This window comes from Neptunomonas sp. ABH4_499 (assembly GCF_056160565.1).
On the sequence record NZ_JBSWXK010000007.1, the window covers coordinates 190,809 to 212,122 of the forward strand.

At 51.6% G+C, this 21,314-nt stretch carries 14 protein-coding genes; 7 read left to right on the forward strand and 7 right to left on the reverse strand.

Features of this window, described 5'->3' with window-relative positions; translation table 11 throughout:
• Nucleotides 1–165 precede the first annotated feature (165 nt).
• Both gltB and ACXAF9_RS09550 read left to right on the forward strand, forming a co-directional pair.
• Nucleotides 166–4,623 carry a glutamate synthase large subunit gene (gene gltB / locus ACXAF9_RS09545; RefSeq protein ID WP_475073339.1) on the forward strand — a complete coding sequence of 1,486 codons (4,458 nt, stop codon included), beginning with the start codon at nt 166–168 and terminating at the stop codon, nt 4,621–4,623.
• Nucleotides 4,624–4,714: 91 nt separating this feature from the next.
• Nucleotides 4,715–6,145 (forward strand): FAD-dependent oxidoreductase, encoded by a 1,431-nt coding sequence (locus ACXAF9_RS09550; RefSeq protein ID WP_475073341.1) that lies wholly within the window; start codon nt 4,715–4,717, stop codon nt 6,143–6,145.
• Nucleotides 6,146–6,332: 187 nt separating this feature from the next.
• Here ACXAF9_RS09550 and putP read toward each other — a convergent pair whose 3' ends face one another.
• From putP to putA, 3 genes are all read right to left on the reverse strand, one after another.
• On the reverse strand, nt 6,333–7,820 hold the full coding sequence (putP, locus tag ACXAF9_RS09555) for a sodium/proline symporter PutP (RefSeq protein WP_475073343.1): 1,488 nt from the start codon (nt 7,818–7,820) through the stop codon (nt 6,333–6,335).
• A gap of 98 nt (nt 7,821–7,918) precedes the next feature.
• Nucleotides 7,919–8,590, reverse strand: coding sequence for a hypothetical protein (locus ACXAF9_RS09560; RefSeq protein WP_475073347.1), 672 nt, complete (start codon nt 8,588–8,590; stop codon nt 7,919–7,921).
• An 11-nt stretch (nt 8,591–8,601) separates the two neighbouring features.
• On the reverse strand, nt 8,602–11,712 hold the full coding sequence (gene putA / locus ACXAF9_RS09565; protein ID WP_475073350.1) for a bifunctional proline dehydrogenase/L-glutamate gamma-semialdehyde dehydrogenase PutA: 3,111 nt from the start codon (nt 11,710–11,712) through the stop codon (nt 8,602–8,604).
• Nucleotides 11,713–12,044: 332 nt separating this feature from the next.
• Here putA and purE point away from each other — a divergent pair, with 332 nt between their 5' ends.
• Nucleotides 12,045–12,536, forward strand: coding sequence for a 5-(carboxyamino)imidazole ribonucleotide mutase (gene purE, locus ACXAF9_RS09570; RefSeq protein WP_475073352.1), 492 nt, complete (start codon nt 12,045–12,047; stop codon nt 12,534–12,536).
• A gap of 5 nt (nt 12,537–12,541) precedes the next feature.
• Nucleotides 12,542–13,606 carry a 5-(carboxyamino)imidazole ribonucleotide synthase gene (purK, locus tag ACXAF9_RS09575; RefSeq protein WP_475073354.1) on the forward strand — a complete coding sequence of 355 codons (1,065 nt, stop codon included), beginning with the start codon at nt 12,542–12,544 and terminating at the stop codon, nt 13,604–13,606.
• A 103-nt stretch (nt 13,607–13,709) separates the two neighbouring features.
• On the opposite strand, the gene ACXAF9_RS09580 is transcribed toward purK, so the two are convergent.
• Complete coding sequence (locus ACXAF9_RS09580; RefSeq protein WP_475073356.1) at nt 13,710–14,486, reverse strand: helix-turn-helix transcriptional regulator; 777 nt, start codon at nt 14,484–14,486, stop codon at nt 13,710–13,712.
• A gap of 167 nt (nt 14,487–14,653) precedes the next feature.
• On the opposite strand from ACXAF9_RS09580, the gene hemE reads away from it, so the two are divergent.
• Nucleotides 14,654–15,718: a uroporphyrinogen decarboxylase gene (hemE, locus tag ACXAF9_RS09585; protein WP_475073358.1), complete on the forward strand. Its 1,065-nt coding sequence runs from the start codon at nt 14,654–14,656 to the stop codon at nt 15,716–15,718.
• A gap of 106 nt (nt 15,719–15,824) precedes the next feature.
• Nucleotides 15,825–17,195: a DNA repair protein RadA gene (gene radA / locus ACXAF9_RS09590; RefSeq protein WP_475073360.1), complete on the forward strand. Its 1,371-nt coding sequence runs from the start codon at nt 15,825–15,827 to the stop codon at nt 17,193–17,195.
• A gap of 10 nt (nt 17,196–17,205) precedes the next feature.
• On the opposite strand, the gene ACXAF9_RS09595 is transcribed toward radA, so the two are convergent.
• The 3 genes from ACXAF9_RS09595 to ACXAF9_RS09605 all read right to left on the reverse strand — a co-directional run bounded on the left by ACXAF9_RS09595 (nt 17,206) and on the right by ACXAF9_RS09605 (nt 19,827).
• Complete coding sequence (locus tag ACXAF9_RS09595) at nt 17,206–17,580, reverse strand: PilZ domain-containing protein (RefSeq protein WP_475073362.1); 375 nt, start codon at nt 17,578–17,580, stop codon at nt 17,206–17,208.
• A gap of 134 nt (nt 17,581–17,714) precedes the next feature.
• Nucleotides 17,715–19,373 (reverse strand): energy-dependent translational throttle protein EttA, encoded by a 1,659-nt coding sequence (gene ettA / locus ACXAF9_RS09600; RefSeq protein WP_475073364.1) that lies wholly within the window; start codon nt 19,371–19,373, stop codon nt 17,715–17,717.
• Between the two features lie 82 nt (nt 19,374–19,455).
• The gene (locus ACXAF9_RS09605; protein ID WP_475073366.1) at nt 19,456–19,827 is read right to left on the reverse strand and encodes a glutathione S-transferase N-terminal domain-containing protein; all 372 of its coding nucleotides are present in this window, start codon (nt 19,825–19,827) and stop codon (nt 19,456–19,458) included.
• A 222-nt stretch (nt 19,828–20,049) separates the two neighbouring features.
• Between ACXAF9_RS09605 and glyA the strand changes: the two genes are divergently transcribed.
• Entirely contained in the window at nt 20,050–21,306 is a 1,257-nt protein-coding gene (glyA, locus tag ACXAF9_RS09610; RefSeq protein WP_475073368.1) for a serine hydroxymethyltransferase, read from the forward strand.
• Nucleotides 21,307–21,314 lie beyond the last annotated feature (8 nt).

Sequence of the window (21,314 nt, forward strand, 5' to 3'; positions counted from 1 at the left end):
TGCCCGCTTTTTTTATCTTTTGGGACTTGGCCGATTGCTTAAAATTTGTCCCAAGAGGCCTCTCTGTGTAAAATAGCCGTCCCTTTTTGCCTGCCATAATAATAATCAGTCGAAGAGTTACATAATTAAATCTTTGTTTTACAAGAACTATTAGTGAGAGTACGTATGAGCACAGGTCTGTATCGCCCCGGTGAGTTTAAGGATAACTGTGGCTTTGGTTTGATGGCGCACCTTAAAGGTGAAGCCAGTCACGATCTGCTGACAAAAGCAATCGAGGCACTCGCTTGTATGACACACCGTGGCGGTATTGCTGCCGACGGTAAGACAGGTGATGGCTGTGGATTGCTGATGCAAAAGCCTGATGGTTTCCTACGCACCGTTCTCAGCGAAGAGCAAAACATTACGCTGGGTGAACAATATGCAGTAGGTATGGTGTTCCTATCGCAGGATGCAACATTAGCGGAAGAAGCACGCTCTACGCTGAATAACGAGCTGGATGCTCAAGGACTGAAGGTAGCCGCGTGGCGCGAAGTGCCAACGGATGAGAGCTGCCTAGGCCCAATTGCCAAAGACACCTTGCCTCGCATCGAGCAAGTTTTTGTAGAACCGGGTGAAGACTCCGAGCGCGCGTTTGCGATTCGTTTGTTCGTTGCCCGTCGTAAAGCCGAGATCATTTTGGGTGTTGATCCGGACTTTTACATCTGCAGCTTGTCCGAAAGCGTTATTTCCTACAAAGGCTTAATGATGCCTGTAGATCTGCCTGCGTTTTACACAGACTTGGCAGACGAGCGTCTAGAAACGGCGGTGTGTACTTACCACCAGCGTTTCTCTACCAACACAGCACCTCGTTGGCCGCTGGCTCAGCCGTTCCGCTTCTTAGCGCACAACGGTGAGATCAACACCATCGACGGTAACCGCAACTGGGCACGTGCGCGTGCACGCAAGTTTGCGACCCCTCTATTACCTGAGTTGGCGCAATTGCAGCCAATCGTTAACACAACAGGGTCTGACTCATCGAGCATGGATAACATGCTGGAGTTCTTGATGACCGGTGGTGTGGATATCTACCGCGCTGTTCGTATGATCGTTCCGCCTGCGTGGCAGAACGTTGACACGATGGATTCCGATCTTCGTGCGTTTTACGAATACAACTCTATGCACATGGAACCTTGGGATGGTCCAGCGGGCATGGTAATGACCGACGGTCGTTTTGCGGTATGTATGCTAGACCGTAATGGCCTGCGTCCATCGCGTTGGGTGATGACAAAGCAAGATTACATCTGCACAGCTTCTGAAATTGGTGTGTTTAGTTACAACCCTGAAGACATCGTCGCGCAAGGTCGTGTAGGGCCAGGACAAATCTTGGCCATCGACACACAAACCGGTGAGATTCTGCACACCTCGGATGTCGACAATAAACTAAAAACGGCACAGCCTTACAAAAAGTGGCTTAAAGAGAATGCTCTGCGTTTAGAGCAAACTATGAGCTACAAAGAGGAGTCGGTTGCCTTCCCTGAAATGTCTTCGGATACCTTAAAATCCTACATGAAGATGTTCCAGGTGACCTTTGAAGAGCGCGATCAAATTTTGCGCCCACTGGGTGAGTCCGGTATGGAAGGGGTAGGCTCCATGGGCGATGACAAGCCGATGGCGGTGCTGTCTAACCGTGTACGCTCGGTGTATGACTACTTCCGTCAGCAGTTTGCGCAGGTGACTAACCCACCTATCGACCCGTTGCGTGAAGCGATCGTTATGTCGCTTGAGACCTGCATCGGTCGTGAACAAAACATCTTTGAAGAAACACCAGAACATGCTCGTCGTGTGATTTTGACCACGCCAGTATTGTCTGCGTCCAAGTTCAACCGTATTCGTGACAATAAAGAGTCCGGATTCGAAGTGGCGTTTATCGAACTCCAGTACGATCCAGCGACGACCTCTTTGAAAGAAGCGGTTGCGAGCGTTACCGACCAAGCCGAAGAAGCGGTTCGTAGCGGTAAATCACAGCTGATCTTAACCGATGCAAACATCGAAAAAGGCAAGCTGCCGATCCATGCGGCGATGGCGACCGGTGCGGTTCATCACCGTCTGGTTGATACTGGCCTTCGTTGCGATGCGAACATCATTGTTGAAACCGGTACTGCGCGTGACCCTCATCACTTTGCTGTGCTGTTCGGCTTTGGTGCTACAGCGGTCTTCCCATACTTGGCTTACCGAGTCCTGACCGATTTGTGCATGGGCAATGAGATTCCATTGTCACCGATGGACAGCCATGAGAACTACCGCAAAGGCATCAAAAAAGGCTTGATGAAGATCCTATCGAAGATGGGGATCTCTACCATTGCCTCTTACCGCGGTGCTCAGTTGTTTGAAGCGATCGGTCTTAGCTCAGAGATCGTGGATCTATGTTTTAAAGGCGTGACCAGCCGCATCGAAGGCGCGCGCTTTGAGGACTTCCAATTCGAGCAGTCTTTGTTGGCTAAAGAGGCTTGGGTTGCTCGCAAACCGATCCAACAAGGTGGTTTGTTAAAGTACAAGTTCGATGATGAGTATCATGCGGTTAACCCGGATGTGGTGCGCACCATCCACGAGGCGGTTAAATCAGGTAACCCTGCGCGTTACCAAGAGTACGCTGACCTTGTGAATAAGCGCGGCGTTGCGACGATCCGTGACTTGTTGAAACTGAAAACCGATGTGACGCCGATTGCGTTGGATCAGGTTGAGCCGGTTGAAAACATCTTGGCCCGTTTCGACTCTGCGGCGATGTCTTTGGGTGCTCTGTCACCAGAGGCGCACGAAGCGTTGGCGGTTGCCATGAACGAGCTGGGTGGTCGATCCAACTCCGGTGAGGGTGGTGAAGACCCTGTGCGTCACGGCACGATGAAGCGCTCTAAAATCAAACAGGTCGCTTCTGGCCGCTTTGGTGTAACGCCGGGCTATCTGGCCAGCGCCGAAGTGATGCAGATCAAAGTGGCACAGGGCGCGAAGCCTGGTGAAGGTGGGCAGTTACCGGGCGGTAAAGTAAACGAGCTGATCGCTCGTCTGCGTTACTCGGTTCCTGGGGTGACGTTGATCTCTCCACCACCGCACCACGATATCTACTCAATCGAGGATTTGGCTCAGCTGATCTTCGACCTGAAGCAAGTTAACCCAGAGGCGTTGGTGTCGGTCAAACTGGTATCGCGTCCAGGCGTTGGCACCATTGCGTGTGGTGTTGCCAAAGCGTATGCGGATTTGATTACCATCTCTGGTTACGACGGCGGTACGGCTGCATCACCTCTGACATCGATCCACTATGCGGGCTCTCCGTGGGAGTTGGGTCTGTCGGATGCGCACCAGTCGCTGCGTGCTAACCACTTGCGTGGCAATGTTCGCTTGCAGACAGACGGCGGCTTGAAGACCGGTCTGGATGTGGTTAAAGGCGCAATCTTGGGTGCGGAAAGCTTTGGCTTCGGTACCATGCCGATGGTGGCGTTGGGCTGTAAATACCTGCGTATCTGTCACTTGAACAACTGTGCAACGGGTGTTGCGTCGCAAAACGAAGAGCTGCGTCGTGATCACTTCCGTGGCACGGTTGAGATGGCGAAAAACTTCTTCCGCTTCGTGGCTGAAGAGACACGTCAATGGATGGCTGCCTTGGGTGTCAGCAAGCTGGATGATCTAGTAGGTCGTGTTGATCTTCTGGAATTGGCCGAAGGTTTAACGTCTAAGCAGCGTAACCTGAACCTAGGCCCTATCATCAGTGATGCGGGTGTCCCAGCGGATTATCCACAAACGGTTCAAAAGCCGCGTAACGAGCCATACGATCAGGCGTCACTGAACACGCACATGATTGAGTTGGCGCTTGAAAGCATCCAGCAAAAAGCGGGCGGTGAATGGGAATTAACCATCACTAACTGTGACCGTTCGGTGGGTGCACGTACCTCCGGTGCGATTGCGAAAGCCCACGGTGACCTTGGCATGAACGATGCGCCGGTTACCTTCCGCTTTAAAGGTCACGCAGGTCAGTCCTTTGGTGTTTGGAACGCCGGTGGTCAAAACCTGTACTTGGAAGGTGATGCAAACGACTACGTTGGTAAAGGCATGGCCGGTGGTAAAGTGGTGATTCGTCCATTTACCAACGCCAACATCCAGTCGAAGGACAGTGCCATCATCGGTAACACCTGCTTGTACGGTGCGACAGGCGGTAAGTTGTTTGCTTCCGGCTGTGCTGGCGAGCGCTTTGCGGTGCGTAACTCTGGCTGCCATGCGGTAATCGAAGGGGCTGGTGACCACTGTTGTGAATACATGACAGGCGGTTTAGTGACGGTTCTGGGGTCAACTGGCTACAACTTCGGTGCCGGTATGACAGGCGGTTTCGCTTACGTGTTGGATATGGATAAGAGCTTTGTGGATAAGTACAACCACGAGCTGGTTGAGATCCATCGTATCCATATCGAGCAGATGGAGGTTTACAAAAACCACCTTCGCTCGGTGATCATTGAGTTTGTCCAAGAAACAGGCAGTGCTTGGGGACAAGAGATTCTGGATAACTATGAAGATTATCTGGGTCGATTCTGGTTGGTAAAACCAAAAGCCGCCAGCATCAATGATCTGCTGAACAGTGTACGTAAGCGTCCTGAGTAACAGGTAAACGCCCAAGCTACCTTGCGAGGTGGCTTTGCCAACAGGTTTAACTTGCGCCTGCATCCAGGCGCCTTTAGTGCGAGGTAACATTATGACTGAGCGTCTGCATAACGATTTTCAGTTCCTCGATGTGGGTCGTGAAGGCCCGAAAAAAGTCAAAGCATCGGTTCGTAAAAAGCAATTTGCTGAAATTTATGAGCCTTTTGCAACGGATTCCGCGACCGAGCAAGCACATCGCTGCTTAGAGTGCGGTAACCCATACTGTTCTTGGAAATGCCCAGTACACAACCACATCCCTAACTGGTTGAAACTGGTTTCTGAAGGCAACATTCTTAAAGCGGCTGACTTAAGCCACCAAACCAACTCTTTACCGGAAGTCTGTGGCCGAGTGTGCCCGCAAGACCGTCTGTGTGAAGGGGCGTGTACGCTGAATGAAGGTTTTGGTGCTGTCACCATCGGTTCGGTTGAGAAATACATCACCGATACCGCGTTTGCGATGGGGTGGAAGCCTGACATGTCGCACGTGGTTAAAACCGATAAAAAAGTAGCGATCATTGGTGCTGGCCCTGCTGGCCTTGGCGCTGCTGATATTTTGGTGCGTAACGGCGTTACTCCCGTCGTATTTGACCGTAACCCAGAGATTGGTGGTCTCCTAACCTTCGGTATCCCAGAGTTCAAACTGGAAAAAGATGTGATGTCGCGTCGCCGTGAAGTGTTCCAAGAGATGGGCGTTGAGTTCCGTCTGAGCACCGACGTGGGCAAAGACATCACCATGCAAGAGCTGATCGATCAGTACGATGCGGTCTTCCTGGGTATGGGTACTTACACCTACATGAAAGGTGGCTTCCCGGGTGAAGAGCTGGAAGGCGTGCACGATGCGCTGCCATTCTTGATCTCTAACGTGAACCGTTGCTTAGGCTTTGAGAAAGATGAGTCTGAGTATATTGGTGTTAAAGGTAAGCGCGTTGTGGTTCTGGGCGGTGGTGACACGGCGATGGACTGTAACCGTACCTCGATCCGTCAGGGCGCTAAGTCCGTTACGTGTGCGTACCGTCGTGATGAAGCTAACATGCCAGGTTCTAAGCGTGAAGTGGTGAATGCTCGTGAAGAGGGCGTCAAGTTCATGTTTAACCGCCAGCCTGTTGAAATCGTTGGTGAAAACGGTGTAGTGACGGGTGTTAAAGTGGTCACGACTCAGATGGGGGCGCCAGATGAAAACGGTCGTCAGCGTGCTGAAGTGGTAGCAGGTTCTGAAGAAGTCCTACCTGCCGATGCAGTTTTGGTGGCGTTTGGTTTCCGTCCAAGCCCAGCACCGTGGTTTGCTGATTTTGGTATCGATCTGCACACCGACGGTCGTGTAAAAGCGGATGAAAAACCAGCTCAAGGCCGTTTCCCGTTCCAGACCAGCAACGATAAAGTGTTTGCGGGTGGTGATATGGTTCGTGGTTCGGACCTTGTTGTTACTGCGATCTTTGAAGGTCGTAAAGCGGCCGAAGGTATTCTGGATTACCTCGAAGTGTAAAAATCTGACTTCGATACAAAAACCGCCTTCGGGCGGTTTTTTGTGCCTGCTGAATCGATTAGAGTCTTCCATCCAATCCAATCCAATCCAATCCAATCCAATCCAATCCAATCCAATCCAATCCAATCCAATCTTAGGTACAAAAAAACCGGGCAAGTGCCCGGCTTTTTATGACTTGGTTTCGCTGTTACAGCTCGCCCAAGTAACGTTCGTGTTGCTCGGCAACTTCTTTACGAGGGCCGCCAGTAGCCGCACTTACCGCAACGATAGCGATGGTGGCCAGAATGAAGCCTGGAACGATCTCGTACAGATCGAAAATACCGCCTTCCAGCTGCTTCCAGATAACCACGGTCGCACCACCAACGATAATACCGGCTAGGGCACCGTTACGGTTCATACCTTTCCAGTACAGGCTCAGGATGATCGCAGGTCCAAACGCCGCACCGAAACCAGCCCATGCGTAAGATACCAAGCTCAATACAGAGCTATCTGGGTCCCAAGCTAGGATCAGAGCGATGATGGACAGACCCAGAACCGCCGCACGGCCAATGAATACCACTTGTTGTGGTGTCGCGTCTTTGTTGAACACTTGCTTGTAGAAGTCTTCCGCCAAGGCTGAAGACGATACCAGCAACTGGGAATCCGCTGTACTCATCACCGCGGCCAGAATGGCTGCCAACAAGATACCGGCTACAACAGGATGGAACATAGCATTGACCAGAACCATGAAGATGGTTTCGGAGTCCGCCATTTCAACGTTGTTGCTGTCGAGGTAAACCATACCTGCAAAGCCAACAAGGATCGCGCCCGCCATAGAGATAAAGCTCCAGCCCACGGCGATGCGGCGTGCTGTCGGGATCTCATCGTTGCTACGAATAGCGGCAAAACGAGCCAAGATGTGTGGTTGGCCGAAGTAACCCAAGCCCCAAGCGGCCAGAGATACGATTGCGATCCACGTCAGCGGTTCACCCGTTGCGCTGTTCCACAAGGTCAGCAGTTCTGGGTTTTTCGCTTCAACAGCTGCCATCATCTGACCGTAGCCACCTTCGGATTGCATCGCAATCACAGGCACAGCAACCAGAGCCGCCGCCATCAGTAGGCCTTGTACTAAGTCAGTCCAAGAAACCGCCAAGAAACCACCAAACAGGGTGTAGGAGACCACACAGATCGTACCAACGATCAGGGCTGTGGTGTATTCCAGACCGAATACGGTTTCAAACAGTTTGCCGCCCGCTACCAAACCAGAGCTTGTGTAGAACAAGAAGAACAGCAAGATGAAGAACGCACCAATACCTTGCAGTAAAGGCGTGTTGTCTTGGAAGCGTTTTGCGAAGTACTCAGGCAGAGTGATCGCATCTTCGGCAACGATACTGTAAGTACGCAGACGCTTAGCCACCAACAACCAGTTTAACCATGTGCCCAGAAGCAGACCGCCGCCCAGCCATAAAGACTCAAGACCAGAAGACAGAGCGTAACCAGGAAGGCCTAACAGCAACCAGCCACTCATATCGGAAGCACCCGCCGACAACGCAGCAGGCCATGGACCTAAGGAACGACCACCCAAAAAGTAGTCACTGGAACTGGACGTCCACTTATACGCATAGACTCCGATGGCAAGCATCAGAGCCAGGTAGACGATGAATGTGGCAATGATTGCACCACTATTTTCAATCATTCAGGTTACCTCTTCTCTCTTTTATGTTTCTTTATTGTCTGCAAAACGCAGTCCGATAGATATGCAAACGCCAGCATAATACTGGCGTTGCATTCCGATTAATGATCGCTGCGGCCACCCAACTCCAGCAGCGTAGCATTACCACCCACAGCCGTCGTGTTGACGGTGAGGGTGCTTTCGGTCACAAAACGCCAAGGATAGTCCAAAGCGCACTGTGATGAAAACTGATCGAAGTCCGTTTCTGAGATCAGTTGAGCCAATGCTCCCCCGCGCACCGAAAGGGCACGGTTGAGACTGGATTCGTTTTCTTTTGTACCGCTGAACGCGTAGGCAGCAAAGATATCCACTTTTGCCAGCTCTTCGCTTTTTGCATCAATCAGTTGAACCACGCCGTTTGGTAGCGCCGAGATCAAATCATTCACGACCGGCTTAATGCTGCTCAGCGAGGACTGAACTACCAAAGTGTTACCCGTTGCTAAAACGGCAAACACATGTCCCAACAAGGATTGTGCTTGAGCGGTGTCGTCGCCCACCAGCGCGGTAACGCCACGACCTTCCCAGCGAAGCGTGTTGGCTTCACCGGTTGGCCCTGGTAATGCCATTTCTTCTGGCATTTGTGTTGCGATGCGTTCTAAAACCCAAGAGGCCAACGGGGTTTGATCAGCAAAGCGTTGTAATAGGGCAACGCGCTTAGCGACACCCAAAGCGTTCCACTGCTCTTGTGCAAACAGAGCGGTATTTGCCTGGTTAGATAGAGTAATAATGGACATGTTAGACCTCCTTAAACCAGAACTTCACGAGTGAAACGATTAATGTAGTGCGGGCCACCTGCTTTAGGGCCTGTACCTGACAAGCCTTGGCCTCCAAACGGTTGAACACCCACTACAGCACCTACTTGGTCACGGTTCACATAGATGTTGCCCGCTTTCACACGCTGCGCAATGTGGCGAGAGGTTGTCTCGTTACGGGTATGGATACCCAGTGTTAAACCAAAGCCCGTTGCGTTGATTTGATCGATGATCTGGTCACGCTCGCTCGCTTTGTAGCGAACCACATGCAGGATTGGGCCAAATTGTTCGTTGGTCAGTTGATCAATCGAGCGGACCTCGAACGCCGTTGGTGCCACAAACGTACCTTTGTCTGCCCATTCTGGCAGTGGAGATTCTGCGATCAATGTGGCTTCGCGTTTCATTCGCTCGATGTGCTTCAATAGGCCCGCTTGTGCTTCGGCGTCAATCACAGGGCCGATGTCAGTCGAGTGCAGTTCTGGCAAGCCAACGACACGCTCCATCATCGCACCTTTAATCATCGGAATGATACGGTCTGCGATGTCTTCTTGAACAAACAGGACACGCAAAGCGGAACAGCGCTGACCTGCAGAAGCAAATGCAGAGCGCACAACATCGCGTACTACTTGCTCTGGCAGTGAAGTGGAGTCGATGATCATCGCGTTTTGACCACCGGTTTCAGCGATGAACGGCGCAGGCTCGGCATCACGAGCAGCCAGTGCTTTGTTGATCAAACGCGCTGTCTCGGTGGAGCCGGTGAAGGCAACGCCCGCGACTCGGCTGTCGGAGGTCAGCGGAGCACCGACGGTCGCGCCATCACCTGGCATAAACTGAATAGCACCCGCTGGAACACCCGCTTCAAGCATCAGCTCAATCGCGCGGTAGGCGATAAGGCCTGTTTGCTCCGCCGGTTTCGCGATCACTGTGTTACCTGCGGCCAAAGCCGCTGTTACTTGACCTAAGAAGATCGCCAGTGGGAAGTTCCAAGGAGAGATACACACGAACACACCGCGACCTTCTCGACGAACCGATACGGTTTTTTGATCAAAACGCGTAAAGGTTTTTGGTTCGGTTAGGGTGTTGCGCGCTTGAATGGCGTAGTAGCGACAGAAATCCACCGCTTCACGCACTTCATCGATGCTGTCCTGGATGGTTTTGCCCGCTTCTCGGTGGCACAGTGCCATAAACTCGCCGTAGTTTTCTTCGAGCAATACCGCCAGTTTCTCTAACGCCAGTGCACGTTGCTCCACAGGCGTATCGCGCCACTCAGGGTAGGCGTTGCTGGCTGCATCCAAAGCAGAGTCAACCAAGGCGGTGTTGCCCCAGCCCATTTTGCCAACCACTTTGCTGTTGTCGTACGGTGCGATGACATCGTGCTGCTCGCAACCATCTTGGATACGCGCGCCATTGATGATTGGGCCAGCACTCCAGGTGTGTTCCATGAAAGGTTCGATGCGCTTAGCAAACTCACCCCACTCATGCTCGATATCGATGTTGATGCCGTGTGAGTTTTTACGCTCTTCACCGTAAAGTGCAGGCGGCAGAGGAATGTGTGGGTTACCCAATGATTGACGGGACGCCAATACATCCGCTGGGTGATGAACCAGTTCGCTGATTGGGCAGCGCGCATCTACTAAGCGGTGAACGAACGAGCTATTAGCACCGTTTTCAAGCAGACGACGAACCAAGTATGGCAGCAGATCTTTATGGCTACCCACAGGCGCGTAAATGCGCACGCTGACATTGTTTTGGCTGATCACGGTGTTGTACAGCGCATCGCCCATGCCGTGTAAGCGTTGGAATTCGAACTCATCGTGCGTCGCCATAGAAGCGATCGCCGATACTGTGTGCGCGTTATGGCTGGCAAACTGCGGGAAGATGTTACCGCGTACCTCTTCGCTTAACAGGAAGCGAGCACACGCCAAATAAGAGCAGTCAGTCGCTTCTTTACGCGTGTAAACCGGATAGCCACTTAAACCGCGCTGTTGGCAGTTTTTGATTTCGCTGTCCCAGTACGCGCCTTTTACTAAGCGCAGCGGGATGCGATCGCCTTGTTGCTTCGCAAGCGCGGCCAACCATGCCAATACCGGCAGGGCACGCTTAGAGTAGGCTTGAACCACCAGACCAAACTGGCCCCAACCGCGTGTGATCTCATCTTCATACAGTGAGCGGAACAGCTTTAATGACAGCTCCAGACGGTCTGCTTCTTCGGCATCGATGGTGATGCCCACGTTTAAAGAGCGCGCATGACGGATCAAGGTTAACAGTTGCTCGCGCATCTCACCCGTAACGCGGGCTTCTTGAGCCACTTCATAACGTGGGTGCAGCGCAGAAAGCTTAATAGAGATGGTCGGGCGAGGGGATGTGCCTTGATAGCTGTCTTTACCCACGGCCGTGATGGCTTGCATGTAGTCATCAAAGTACTTGTTCGCATCGCCTTGGGTCAGTGCCGCTTCGCCAAGCATATCGAACGAGTAGGTGTAGCCTTGATCGCGGTATTTGTGGCCGCGTTTCAGTGCTTCGCCCATATCACGACCCAGTACAAACTGGTGGCCCATGATTTTCATGGCTTGGTTCATCGCTTTACGGATAACCGGCTCAGATGCCTTGTTGACCAAGCGGTTGATGACGTTGGCCGGAGAACCATCGGCTTTTTTGTCCATCTTAACCACTTTACCGGTCAGTAATAGACCCCAAGTGGAAGCGTTAACCAGTAACGTATCGGAGTTACCTAAGTGCTTTTTCCAGTCAGCAACCGAGAGTTTGTCTTCGATCAATGCATCCGCGGTTTCCGCATCTGGGATACGCATCAAGGCTTCAGCCAAGCACATCAACAGAATACCCTCTTGGGTATCTAAGCTGTATTCCAGTAGTAGGGAGTCGATCATGTGGATCGCGCCATCATCTGCACGAACCTGTTCAATTAACCGTGTTGCTCGGTCAGTAACGGCTTTACGCTCTTCATCAGAAGGAGTGGCCAGTGGTAGAAGCTCGCTAAGCCAAGCGGATTCATCCACTGCATACAGTGGAGAAATATGCGACCACAAGGTATCAAGTGGTTGATCCAGGTGACCTGGCTGTAACACATCGGTTGGTTTGAACATGAGATGCTCTCCTAAAACTGATCGGGCATAATTCGGACAGGAATTAGCCCCCTAAAACAGGATTGTTTCACTTTAGGGACATCGCCTCGTTTCCGTCTTGCGAAATACTACGGAGGTTTTGTAAAAAACTTTGGTTTTTGTATTTTAGACGGGTTTGGACAGAACTTTTTTCGGTTGATGTCGTTTAAACGATCTAAAATGCGACTTTTTGCAGATCAAAACGGCGGAATTTGCTATCATCCGCGTCTTTCGCGAACCGGGTGGCCTAAAAAAGGGCTAAAATACCGGTTACGTATCATCTAGATCTTTGTTTATAACCGGGTTTTCACATTATGCAGCCGAAAGTCGCCATCATCATGGGTTCCAAAAGCGATTGGGACACAATGAAGAATGCATCGGATATCCTTGATCAACTTCAAGTGCCTTATCACGTTGAAGTGGTATCCGCACACCGTACACCGGATAAATTGTTCAGTTTTTCAGCGTCGGCTGTCGAAAACGGCTATGAAGTGATCATTGCGGGTGCCGGCGGTGCTGCGCACTTACCGGGCATGGTCGCATCTAAAACCCGCTTGCCGGTTTTAGGTGTGCCAGTGCAAAGTAAAGCACTCAATGGCATGGACAGCCTCTTGTCGATCGTGCAAATGCCAAAAGGCATTGCGGTCGGTACGTTGGCTATCGGTACGGCTGGCGCGTTTAACGCAGGCCTTTTGGCGGCGCAAATCTTGGCTAACCAAGATGCGGCGCTTGCAGGGCGTTTGGATGCGTTCCGCACTGATCAAACCGAAACGATTTTAGATAACCCAGATCCACGAGACGCATAAGCTGTATGAGTAAAAAAGTGTGGGTGCTTGGCGCAGGTCAGCTAGGCGCAATGATGAAACATGCGGGCATTCCGTTGTGTGTTGATGTTGAACCTGTGGCGTTTGATGCGCCGATGGTTGATCTTCAAGATGACGATGCGGTTACCGCAGAAATTGAACTCTGGCCGCAATCCGATGTGACGGATCAGCTTTCAGCGCATCCGCACTTTTTGAACAAAACGGTCTTTCCTCGTATTGCAGACCGTTTAACGCAAAAACAACTCTTGGATGATCTGTCCATTGATAGCGCGCCCTGGCGTAATGTCGAAACGACAACCCAGGCGGCCGAGTTGTACACAGCGTTGGGCGACACTGTTTTGCTCAAACGCCGCACCGGTGGGTACGATGGTCGTGGTCAATACTGGCTTAAGTCGGCCGAGGGCACGGAAGTGCCGAGCGATTTCGCCGGTCAATGCATCGCTGAGCAGAAGATTCCGTTTGATGAAGAGGTTTCCATTGTCGGTGTTCGTGACAAAGAGGGAAATCTGTTCTTCTATCCGTTGACGTTGAATCTGCACGTTAATGGTATTTTGATGGCGTCTGTGTCGCCGCTGTCTCGTTTATCTCATCTGCAAGCCAAAGCCGAATCCATGCTGGGTAAGCTGTTAACCTCGCTCGATTACGTGGGGGTGATGGCGATGGAATGTTTCCGTGTGGGTGATGACTTGATGGTAAATGAGTTAGCGCCACGGGTACACAACAGCGGGCATTGGACGCAGTCTGGCGCTTCCATCAGTCAGTTTGAATATCACGTGCGTGCTGTGGCTGGCTTACCGCTGGCACCGGCTGTGATTAAAGCGCAATCGGTAATGATCAACCTGATCGGCACAGTGCGTAACGACGACTGGTTGTCGGTACCGGGTGCTCAGTTGTACTGGTACGGCAAGGAAGTACGAGAAGGTCGTAAGTTAGGCCACATTAACTTCTCGAATAACGATGCGGCTGCTTTGGTGGATTCGCTGAATACTCTGAAAGTGCAACTGCCGGAACCTTACCCTGATGTTATCGAGTGGGTAAACTCACATCTATAAGTGGTAACGCGAGTCTGGAAGCCCATCTTAGGATGGGCTTTTTTGTGCGCGCCTATCCTGCTTTTAGAAAGAGTTTTCCGGAATGATCACTGTTGAGTGGGTGTTAAGATACGTCGGCTGTGTTGATGGCGGCCGAGCGGCACTTTGCCGGTGTGATGCCAAAGAAATCACGAAACGCATGGGTGAAGGCGCTTTGACTGCTAAAACCGGTATGGTCGGCGGCCCGCATCACGGTCCAACCTTCTTGAAGCTTACGTTTGGCGCACTCTAGGCGTTTTTGCAGCACGTACTGATGCGGCGTAATGCCAAAGATCTCTTTAAAGCGGGTGTGGAAATGACTCGGGCTTAAGTACACAAGGCCAGCCAGTTCTGCGATTGAGATCTTACGGTGCATGTTCAATGCAATGTATTGATCCAGCACGCGCGCATCGATCACGGCTTGTGATTGACGGGGTTTGGGTTCACTTAAAAAGTTATTCACCGACAACAGAAGTGCTTGTCCACAGGCGTGCAACAAAGGCGAATCTTTCGGGGTGACCAGCATTTCACGGCTGATGGACTGAAGCAATACTTGGCGCTGAGGGTCGAGCGTAAAATAAGAGGGGTGATCAAACATCTTACCAATCGCCGATGACACTTGAAGGTCCAAGTTATCGCTTGGGATGTTGATCACAACAATGCGATTGTCCCCCAAGCCACAAAACGCATGGTCGGTGGTGGATGGCACCAAGCAGCCGTGACCGAGCTTGACCTGTTGGCCTCGGCCTTGAATATCGAACTCAGTATCACCCTCTAGGCCAAACACCAGCTGGTGGTATTCGTGGTCGTGGTGATGGGCTGTGTCCGGCAGGGTTAACAGCTTGGTATCTGCAATCGGCATAGTTGGGCGTTAATCGTCAGGATTGATCATAAAATAGACAATTTCTATGGTAGTACGATCTGATAAACTGTTGCAACTCAAGTTTACTACGTTTAAACGACGCAATTTTACTTGGTTATCGGTAGAATAGCTCGCCAGTTTTGAGCAAAGATGAGAAAACGTGAGTCATGTCTGAATTAAAAAACGATCGTTTCCTACGTGCGCTGCTGCGCGAACCTGTTGATGTAACGCCAGTATGGATGATGCGACAGGCTGGGCGCTATCTGCCTGAATACCGTGCAACGCGTGCTCAAGCTGGGGATTTCCTAAGCTTGTGCAAAAATCGAGAGTTGGCCTGTGAAGTAACCTTGCAGCCACTGGAGCGTTTTGATCTGGACGCCGCGATCCTTTTCTCAGATATCTTAACCATCCCGGATGCGATGGACTTAGGTTTGTATTTTGAGCAGGGCGAAGGTCCGCGCTTTAAAAAGATCATCCGTACTGAAGCCGATGTGGCTGCATTAAAAGTACCCGATGCCGCGACCGACCTTGATTACGTGATGAATGCGGTCAAAGAGATCCGTACCGGTTTATCGGGTCGTGTGCCTTTGATCGGTTTTTCGGGGAGCCCTTGGACGCTGGCCACCTATATGGTGGAAGGCGGTTCTTCTAAGGATTTCCGTCACATCAAGGCGATGATGTACGCCGAGCCTGATGTGCTGCACGCCTTGTTGGATAAGCTGGCTCAGTCGGTGACCACCTACCTAAACGAGCAGATCAAAAGCGGCACGCAAGCGGTGCAGATTTTTGATACGTGGGGCGGGGTATTGAGCGGCCCAATGTACAAGGCGTTCTCGTTGGATTACATGAATAAGATCGTTCAAGGTCTGATTCGTGAGCACGAAGGGCGAAAAGTCCCGGTGATTCTGTTCACCAAAAACGGTGGTCAGTGGCTGGAATCGATGGCCGCGATCGGCGCTGATGCTTTAGGCCTAGATTGGACAACCGACATCGGCGAAGCGCGTCAACGTGTGGGAAATCAAGTCGCCCTGCAAGGTAACATGGACCCAAGCGTGCTGTACGCATCGCCAGAGCGTATCCGCCAAGAGGTTGGAACCATCCTCGAAGCGTTTGGCACAGGTGAAGGGCATGTCTTTAACCTAGGCCACGGTATTCACCAGTTTGCCGACCCTGATCATGCGAAAACCTTTGTCGACGCGGTTCATGAGCTAAGTGGCCAATATCACGTGTGATTCAGTTTAATCCTTTATAAAAGAGAGCCTTGTGCTCTCTTTTTTGTTTCAACGCCGAGATCGATTACACTGGGCGCTTTGATCGATACAAGCCTTAGGAGGCGTTTTGGCCAAGACAAAAACAGCATACGTGTGCACAGAGTGTGGTGCGGATTACACCAAATGGCAAGGGCAGTGTACGGCTTGTAAAGCGTGGAACTCACTGACCGAGATGCGTTTGGGTGCGGCCAATACCGGCCCTGCCGCAAAGCCGCGCTTTGATGGGTATGCTGGGCGCACCACTGACCGGGTGATGAGTTTAAGTGATGTCGATTTGGCCGAAATGCCGCGTGTCTCAACCGGCACCAACGAGTTGGATCGGGTGTTAGGGGGCGGTTTAGTACCCGGGTCTGCGATTTTGATCGGTGGTCACCCAGGTGCGGGTAAAAGTACGCTCCTATTGCAGATCATGTGTCACTTGGCCGAATCAATGCCAGCGCTCTACATCACAGGTGAAGAATCCCTTCAGCAAGTCGCGATGCGTGCGCACCGGTTGGGTTTAAAAGCCGATCAATTAAAAATGCTGTCGGAAACCAGTGTCGAATCCATCACTCAGGTGGCGGGCGAGGTTAAACCAAAGGTGATGGTCATCGACTCGATTCAGGTGATGCACATGGCTGAAATTCAGTCAGCACCAGGCTCGGTGGCGCAAGTGCGTGAGTCGGCTGCCGACCTTACCCGATATGCCAAACAAACCGGTACCGTGCTCTTTTTGGTGGGTCACGTTACGAAAGATGGCTCACTGGCCGGCCCCAAGGTGTTGGAGCACATGATCGACTGCTCTTTGCAGTTGGAGGGCTCCTCTGACAGTCGTTTTCGCACTCTGCGCTCGCATAAAAACCGTTTTGGTGCGGTGAACGAGCTGGGTGTGTTTGCGATGCTGGAAAACGGCCTGAAAGAGGTGAAAAACCCCAGCTCAATCTTCCTTAATCGAGGCGAAAAGCCCAGTCCTGGGAGTGTGGTAATGGTGGTCTGGGAAGGGACGCGTCCCTTGCTGGTCGAGATCCAAGCCTTGGTTGATCTATCCCATATGAACAACCCGCGCCGTGTAGCGGTGGGGCTGGAGTCCAACCGTTTGGCCATGTTACTGGCAGTGCTGCACCGACACGGTGGTCTTCACACAGGCGATCAAGATGTATTTGTGAACGTCGTGGGCGGTGTGAAGGTGTTGGAAACCAGTGCGGATTTGGCGTTGCTGATCGCGGTGGTCTCAAGCTATCGAGATCGTGCGCTTCCGCAGGATTTGATGGTGTTTGGCGAGGTGGGTTTATCAGGCGAGATTCGTCCAGTGCCGAATGGGCAAGAGCGTATACGCGAAGCCGCTAAGCATGGCTTTAAACGGGCGATTGTACCGAAAGGAAATGTGCCCAAGGAGTCGATCCCTGGGCTGGATATCGTTGGTGTATCACGCCTTGAAGAAGCGCTGGACGCTCTGTAAAGGTTAGGTGTTACTGATTGCGGGTTGCGAGGTTTTCAAGCTCCCGCTCCAACAGCTCTGGGTCGCCTAGGTTAAGCTCAACCAAGCGGCGAAGGTGCGCCACCGAATCCAACTCCATCGTACCGGCTTTAAACGCCACGCAATCGCCTAAGTGATGACTCACGGTTACGGGCATTTCGATCACGGTATTGCCTTCCAGATCAATCGTTACCACGCCGCAGGTACCGGCCAAGATATTGGCGTGTTCCTTCGTTTTGGCTAACAAACCTTTAAGGCTGATGTCTTCTACTGTCATCGGGATTTGACCGGATTCCGTGTAGAAAGCGCAGTTGCCATCATACTGAATGCGAGCAAATCGACGGCGGTCTGTTTCCGGATAGGTCACTGTAGGTACTCCCGTGGTCGGTTGTGAAAATGCATCTTGTTCTTATCACTGAGCATAGAAACACTTGACCGCATAGGCAAGTTTGCGGGCAGAAAAAAGCCCTGACGAGCAGGGCTTTTTTAACCGCGAAAGGGTTAGTTCATGCGCTTGTACTTGATGCGCTCTGGCTGGTGGTCTTTGCCGAAGCGTTTCTTGTAATCTTCAGCGTATTCGCTGTAGTTACCATCAAAGAAGGTTACTTGTGACTCACCTTCGTATGCGATGATGTGGGTACAAATACGGTCAAGGAACCAACGGTCGTGCGATATCACCACCGCACAGCCTGGGAAGGCCAGTAAGGCTTCTTCCAGTGCACGCAAGGTTTCTACGTCCAAGTCGTTGGTTGGTTCGTCCAATAACAGAACGTTGCCGCCCTCTTTAAGCAGCTTCGCTAGGTGCAAGCGGTTACGCTCACCACCGGATAACTCCTTCACCAGTTTTTGCTGGTCCGAGCCTTTAAAGTTAAAGCGGCCGCAGTACGCACGTGATGGGGTTTGGTAGTTACCCACAGTGATGATGTCTTGTCCGTCGGAGATCTCTTCCCATACGGTTTTGTCATCGTTCAGTCCGCGTGCTTGATCCACGTAAGCCAGTTTAACGGTGGAGCCGATGTCCACTTCACCAGAATCCGGTTGTTCTTGACCTGCAATCATCTTAAACAGGGTCGATTTACCGGCGCCGTTAGGGCCGATCACGCCGACAATGGCACCGGGTGGAATCGTGATGTTCAAGTCTTCGAACAAGAGTTTGTCATCAAAGTGCTTAGTGACGTTATGCAGTTCAATGACTTTGTCACCCAAGCGAGGCCCTGGTGGAATGTAGATCTCTTGGGTTTCGTTACGCTCTTGGAACTCGCGCGAGTTCATCTCTTCGAATTGGCGAAGACGTGCTTTGGATTTGGCTTGACGACCTTTAGCGCCTTGGCGAACCCACTCAAGCTCGCTCTTCACGGCTTTTTGGTGAGCCGCTTCTTGTTTCGCTTCTTGGGCTAGACGCTTCTCTTTTTGCTCCAGCCAAGAGGAGTAGTTGCCCTCGTACGGGATGCCGTGACCACGGTCGAGCTCCAAAATCCAACCAGCGGCATTATCAAGGAAGTAACGGTCGTGGGTAATCGCAACCACGGTGCCTGGGTACTCTTGAAGGAAGCGCTCGATCCATGCGATCGATTCCGCGTCCAAGTGGTTAGTTGGCTCATCGAGCAGCAGCATGTCAGGCTTATCCAGAAGCAAGCGACACAGTGCAACGCGGCGACGCTCACCACCGGATAGGTGTTCAACTTTGGCATCCCAAGGTGGCAGGCGCATCGCATCGGCAGCGCGCTCCAGTGCTTGATCCAAGTTGTGGCCGTCTTTTGCGGTGATCAGGTTTTCAAGCTCAGCTTGTTTTTTAGCCAGCTCATCAAAGTCAGCATCAGGGTCCGCATAGGCAGCGTACACTTGATCGAGCTCGGCTAGAGCGTTTTTAACATCGCTTACGGATTCTTCCACCACTTCACGTACGGTTTTGGAATCATCCAGCTGTGGCTCCTGCGGCAGGTAACCCACGTTGATGTTCGGCATCGGGCGCGCTTCACCGACAAACTCGGTATCCACACCCGCCATGATTTTTAACAGCGTCGATTTACCCGAACCGTTAAGGCCCAGTACACCGATTTTTGCGCCTGGGAAAAACGACAACGAGATGTCTTTCAAGATTTGACGCTTAGGCGGAACAATCTTGCCCAAGCGGTTCATTGTATAAACGTATTGTGCCATGAGTAATTTAACCGTTATCTCATTGTGAATATGGTACCAATTCTAACGAGCAACACTTAGGAATGCTAACCAGAGCGCAGGATTAGTGTCCGGCCCCGAAACGTTGCTCTAGATACTGAATAATATCGGAGGATTCATACATCCAGCTGACCGTGCCGTCATCTTCGGTGATGCGAAGGCAAGGGACTTTAATGCGTCCGCCTTGCTCGGCTAATTCGGTGCGGTACATCTCGTTCTGCTTAGCGTCGCGCAGTTCAATATTCAGATTGAGGCGTTTCATCGCGCGGCGTACCTTGATACAAAACGGACATAAATGAAATTGATACAGCGCTAATTGACGCGTGGCTTGATCGACCGCCGCCTGCGCTTGCTCTGTGCGCTTAAGGCGCTTTGGGGAGGTAATAAAGTCGATGAACAAAATCAGGTTGCCAAGAACAATTCGAAGTATGCGCATGGTGTTGTCCTAAATAAGCATAAAAAAGGTGTCAACTATCTGGGCTAAGATGCCAATCGGCCGGGCGCGAGTGTATCACTGATTGGATTGATGAATGAACTTCGTGATCGATTGATCCAGTTTCAAGTGTGTTTTCTTCCACTTTGGGCGTATAATTAACGACCTTTTTTCGTAAGACCCGTCCATGTCACCGGGTTCGGCCTAAACTCTTAGGGGATAGCTATGTTTAGCAAAGATATGTCCATTGCTGATTATGATGCTGATTTGTGGTCAGCAATGCAGTCTGAAGCGACTCGCCAGGAAGAACACATCGAGTTGATCGCATCTGAAAACTACACAAGCCCACGTGTAATGGAAGCGCAAGGTTCAGCTCTGACCAACAAATACGCAGAAGGTTATCCTAACAAGCGTTACTACGGTGGTTGTGAATACGTTGATGTTGTAGAGCAACTGGCCATTGATCGCGCTTGCGAACTGTTTGGCGCAACCTACGCGAACGTTCAACCTCATTCAGGTTCTCAAGCAAACGCAGCGGTTTACATGGCGCTGTGTAAAGCAGGCGATACCGTATTGGGTATGAGCCTGGCACACGGTGGTCACTTGACGCACGGTGCTTCGGTTTCTTTCTCTGGTCGTATTTACAACGCTGTTCAATACGGTCTGAACCCAGAAACGGGCGAAATCGATTACGCTGAAGTTGAGCGTCTGGCGCTTGAGCACAAGCCAAAAATGATTTTGGCCGGTTTCTCTGCTTACTCACGCATCGTTGATTGGGCGAAATTCCGCGAAATCGCTGACAAAGTAGGCGCGTACCTGTTTGTCGATATGGCACACATTGCCGGTTTGGTTGCCGCAGGCGTTTACCCATCACCGATGGATTACGCAGACGTTGTAACAACAACGACGCACAAAACCTTGGGTGGCCCACGTGGTGGTCTGATCCTGTCTAAGCGTGCCGATGAAGAGCTGCAGAAGAAGCTTAACTTTGCGGTCTTCCCAGAATCGCAAGGTGGCCCATTGATGCACGTGATCGCTGCTAAAGCGGTGTGCTTCAAAGAAGCGATGGAACCTGAGTGGAAAGCGTACCAAGCCCAAGTGGTTAAAAACGCTCAAGCGATGGCTGAGACTTTCAAATCACGTGGCATCAACATCGTATCGAACGGTACGGATGATCACTTGTTCTTGGTTGATCTGATCGACAAAGAGTTCTCGGGTAAAGATGCAGATGCGGCCTTGGGTCGTGCGAACATCACCGTGAACAAGAACTCAGTGCCGAATGATCCTCGCTCTCCGTTTGTGACTTCTGGTATCCGTATTGGTACACCAGCGGTAACACGTCGCGGTTTCAAAGAGGAAGAAGTAACGCAACTGACCAACTGGATCTGCGACATCCTGGACGACATCAACAATGAGTCCGTGATTGAACGCGTGAAAGGTCAGGTTATCGACATTTGTGCACGCTTCCCGGTTTATAAATAAACCGCGTA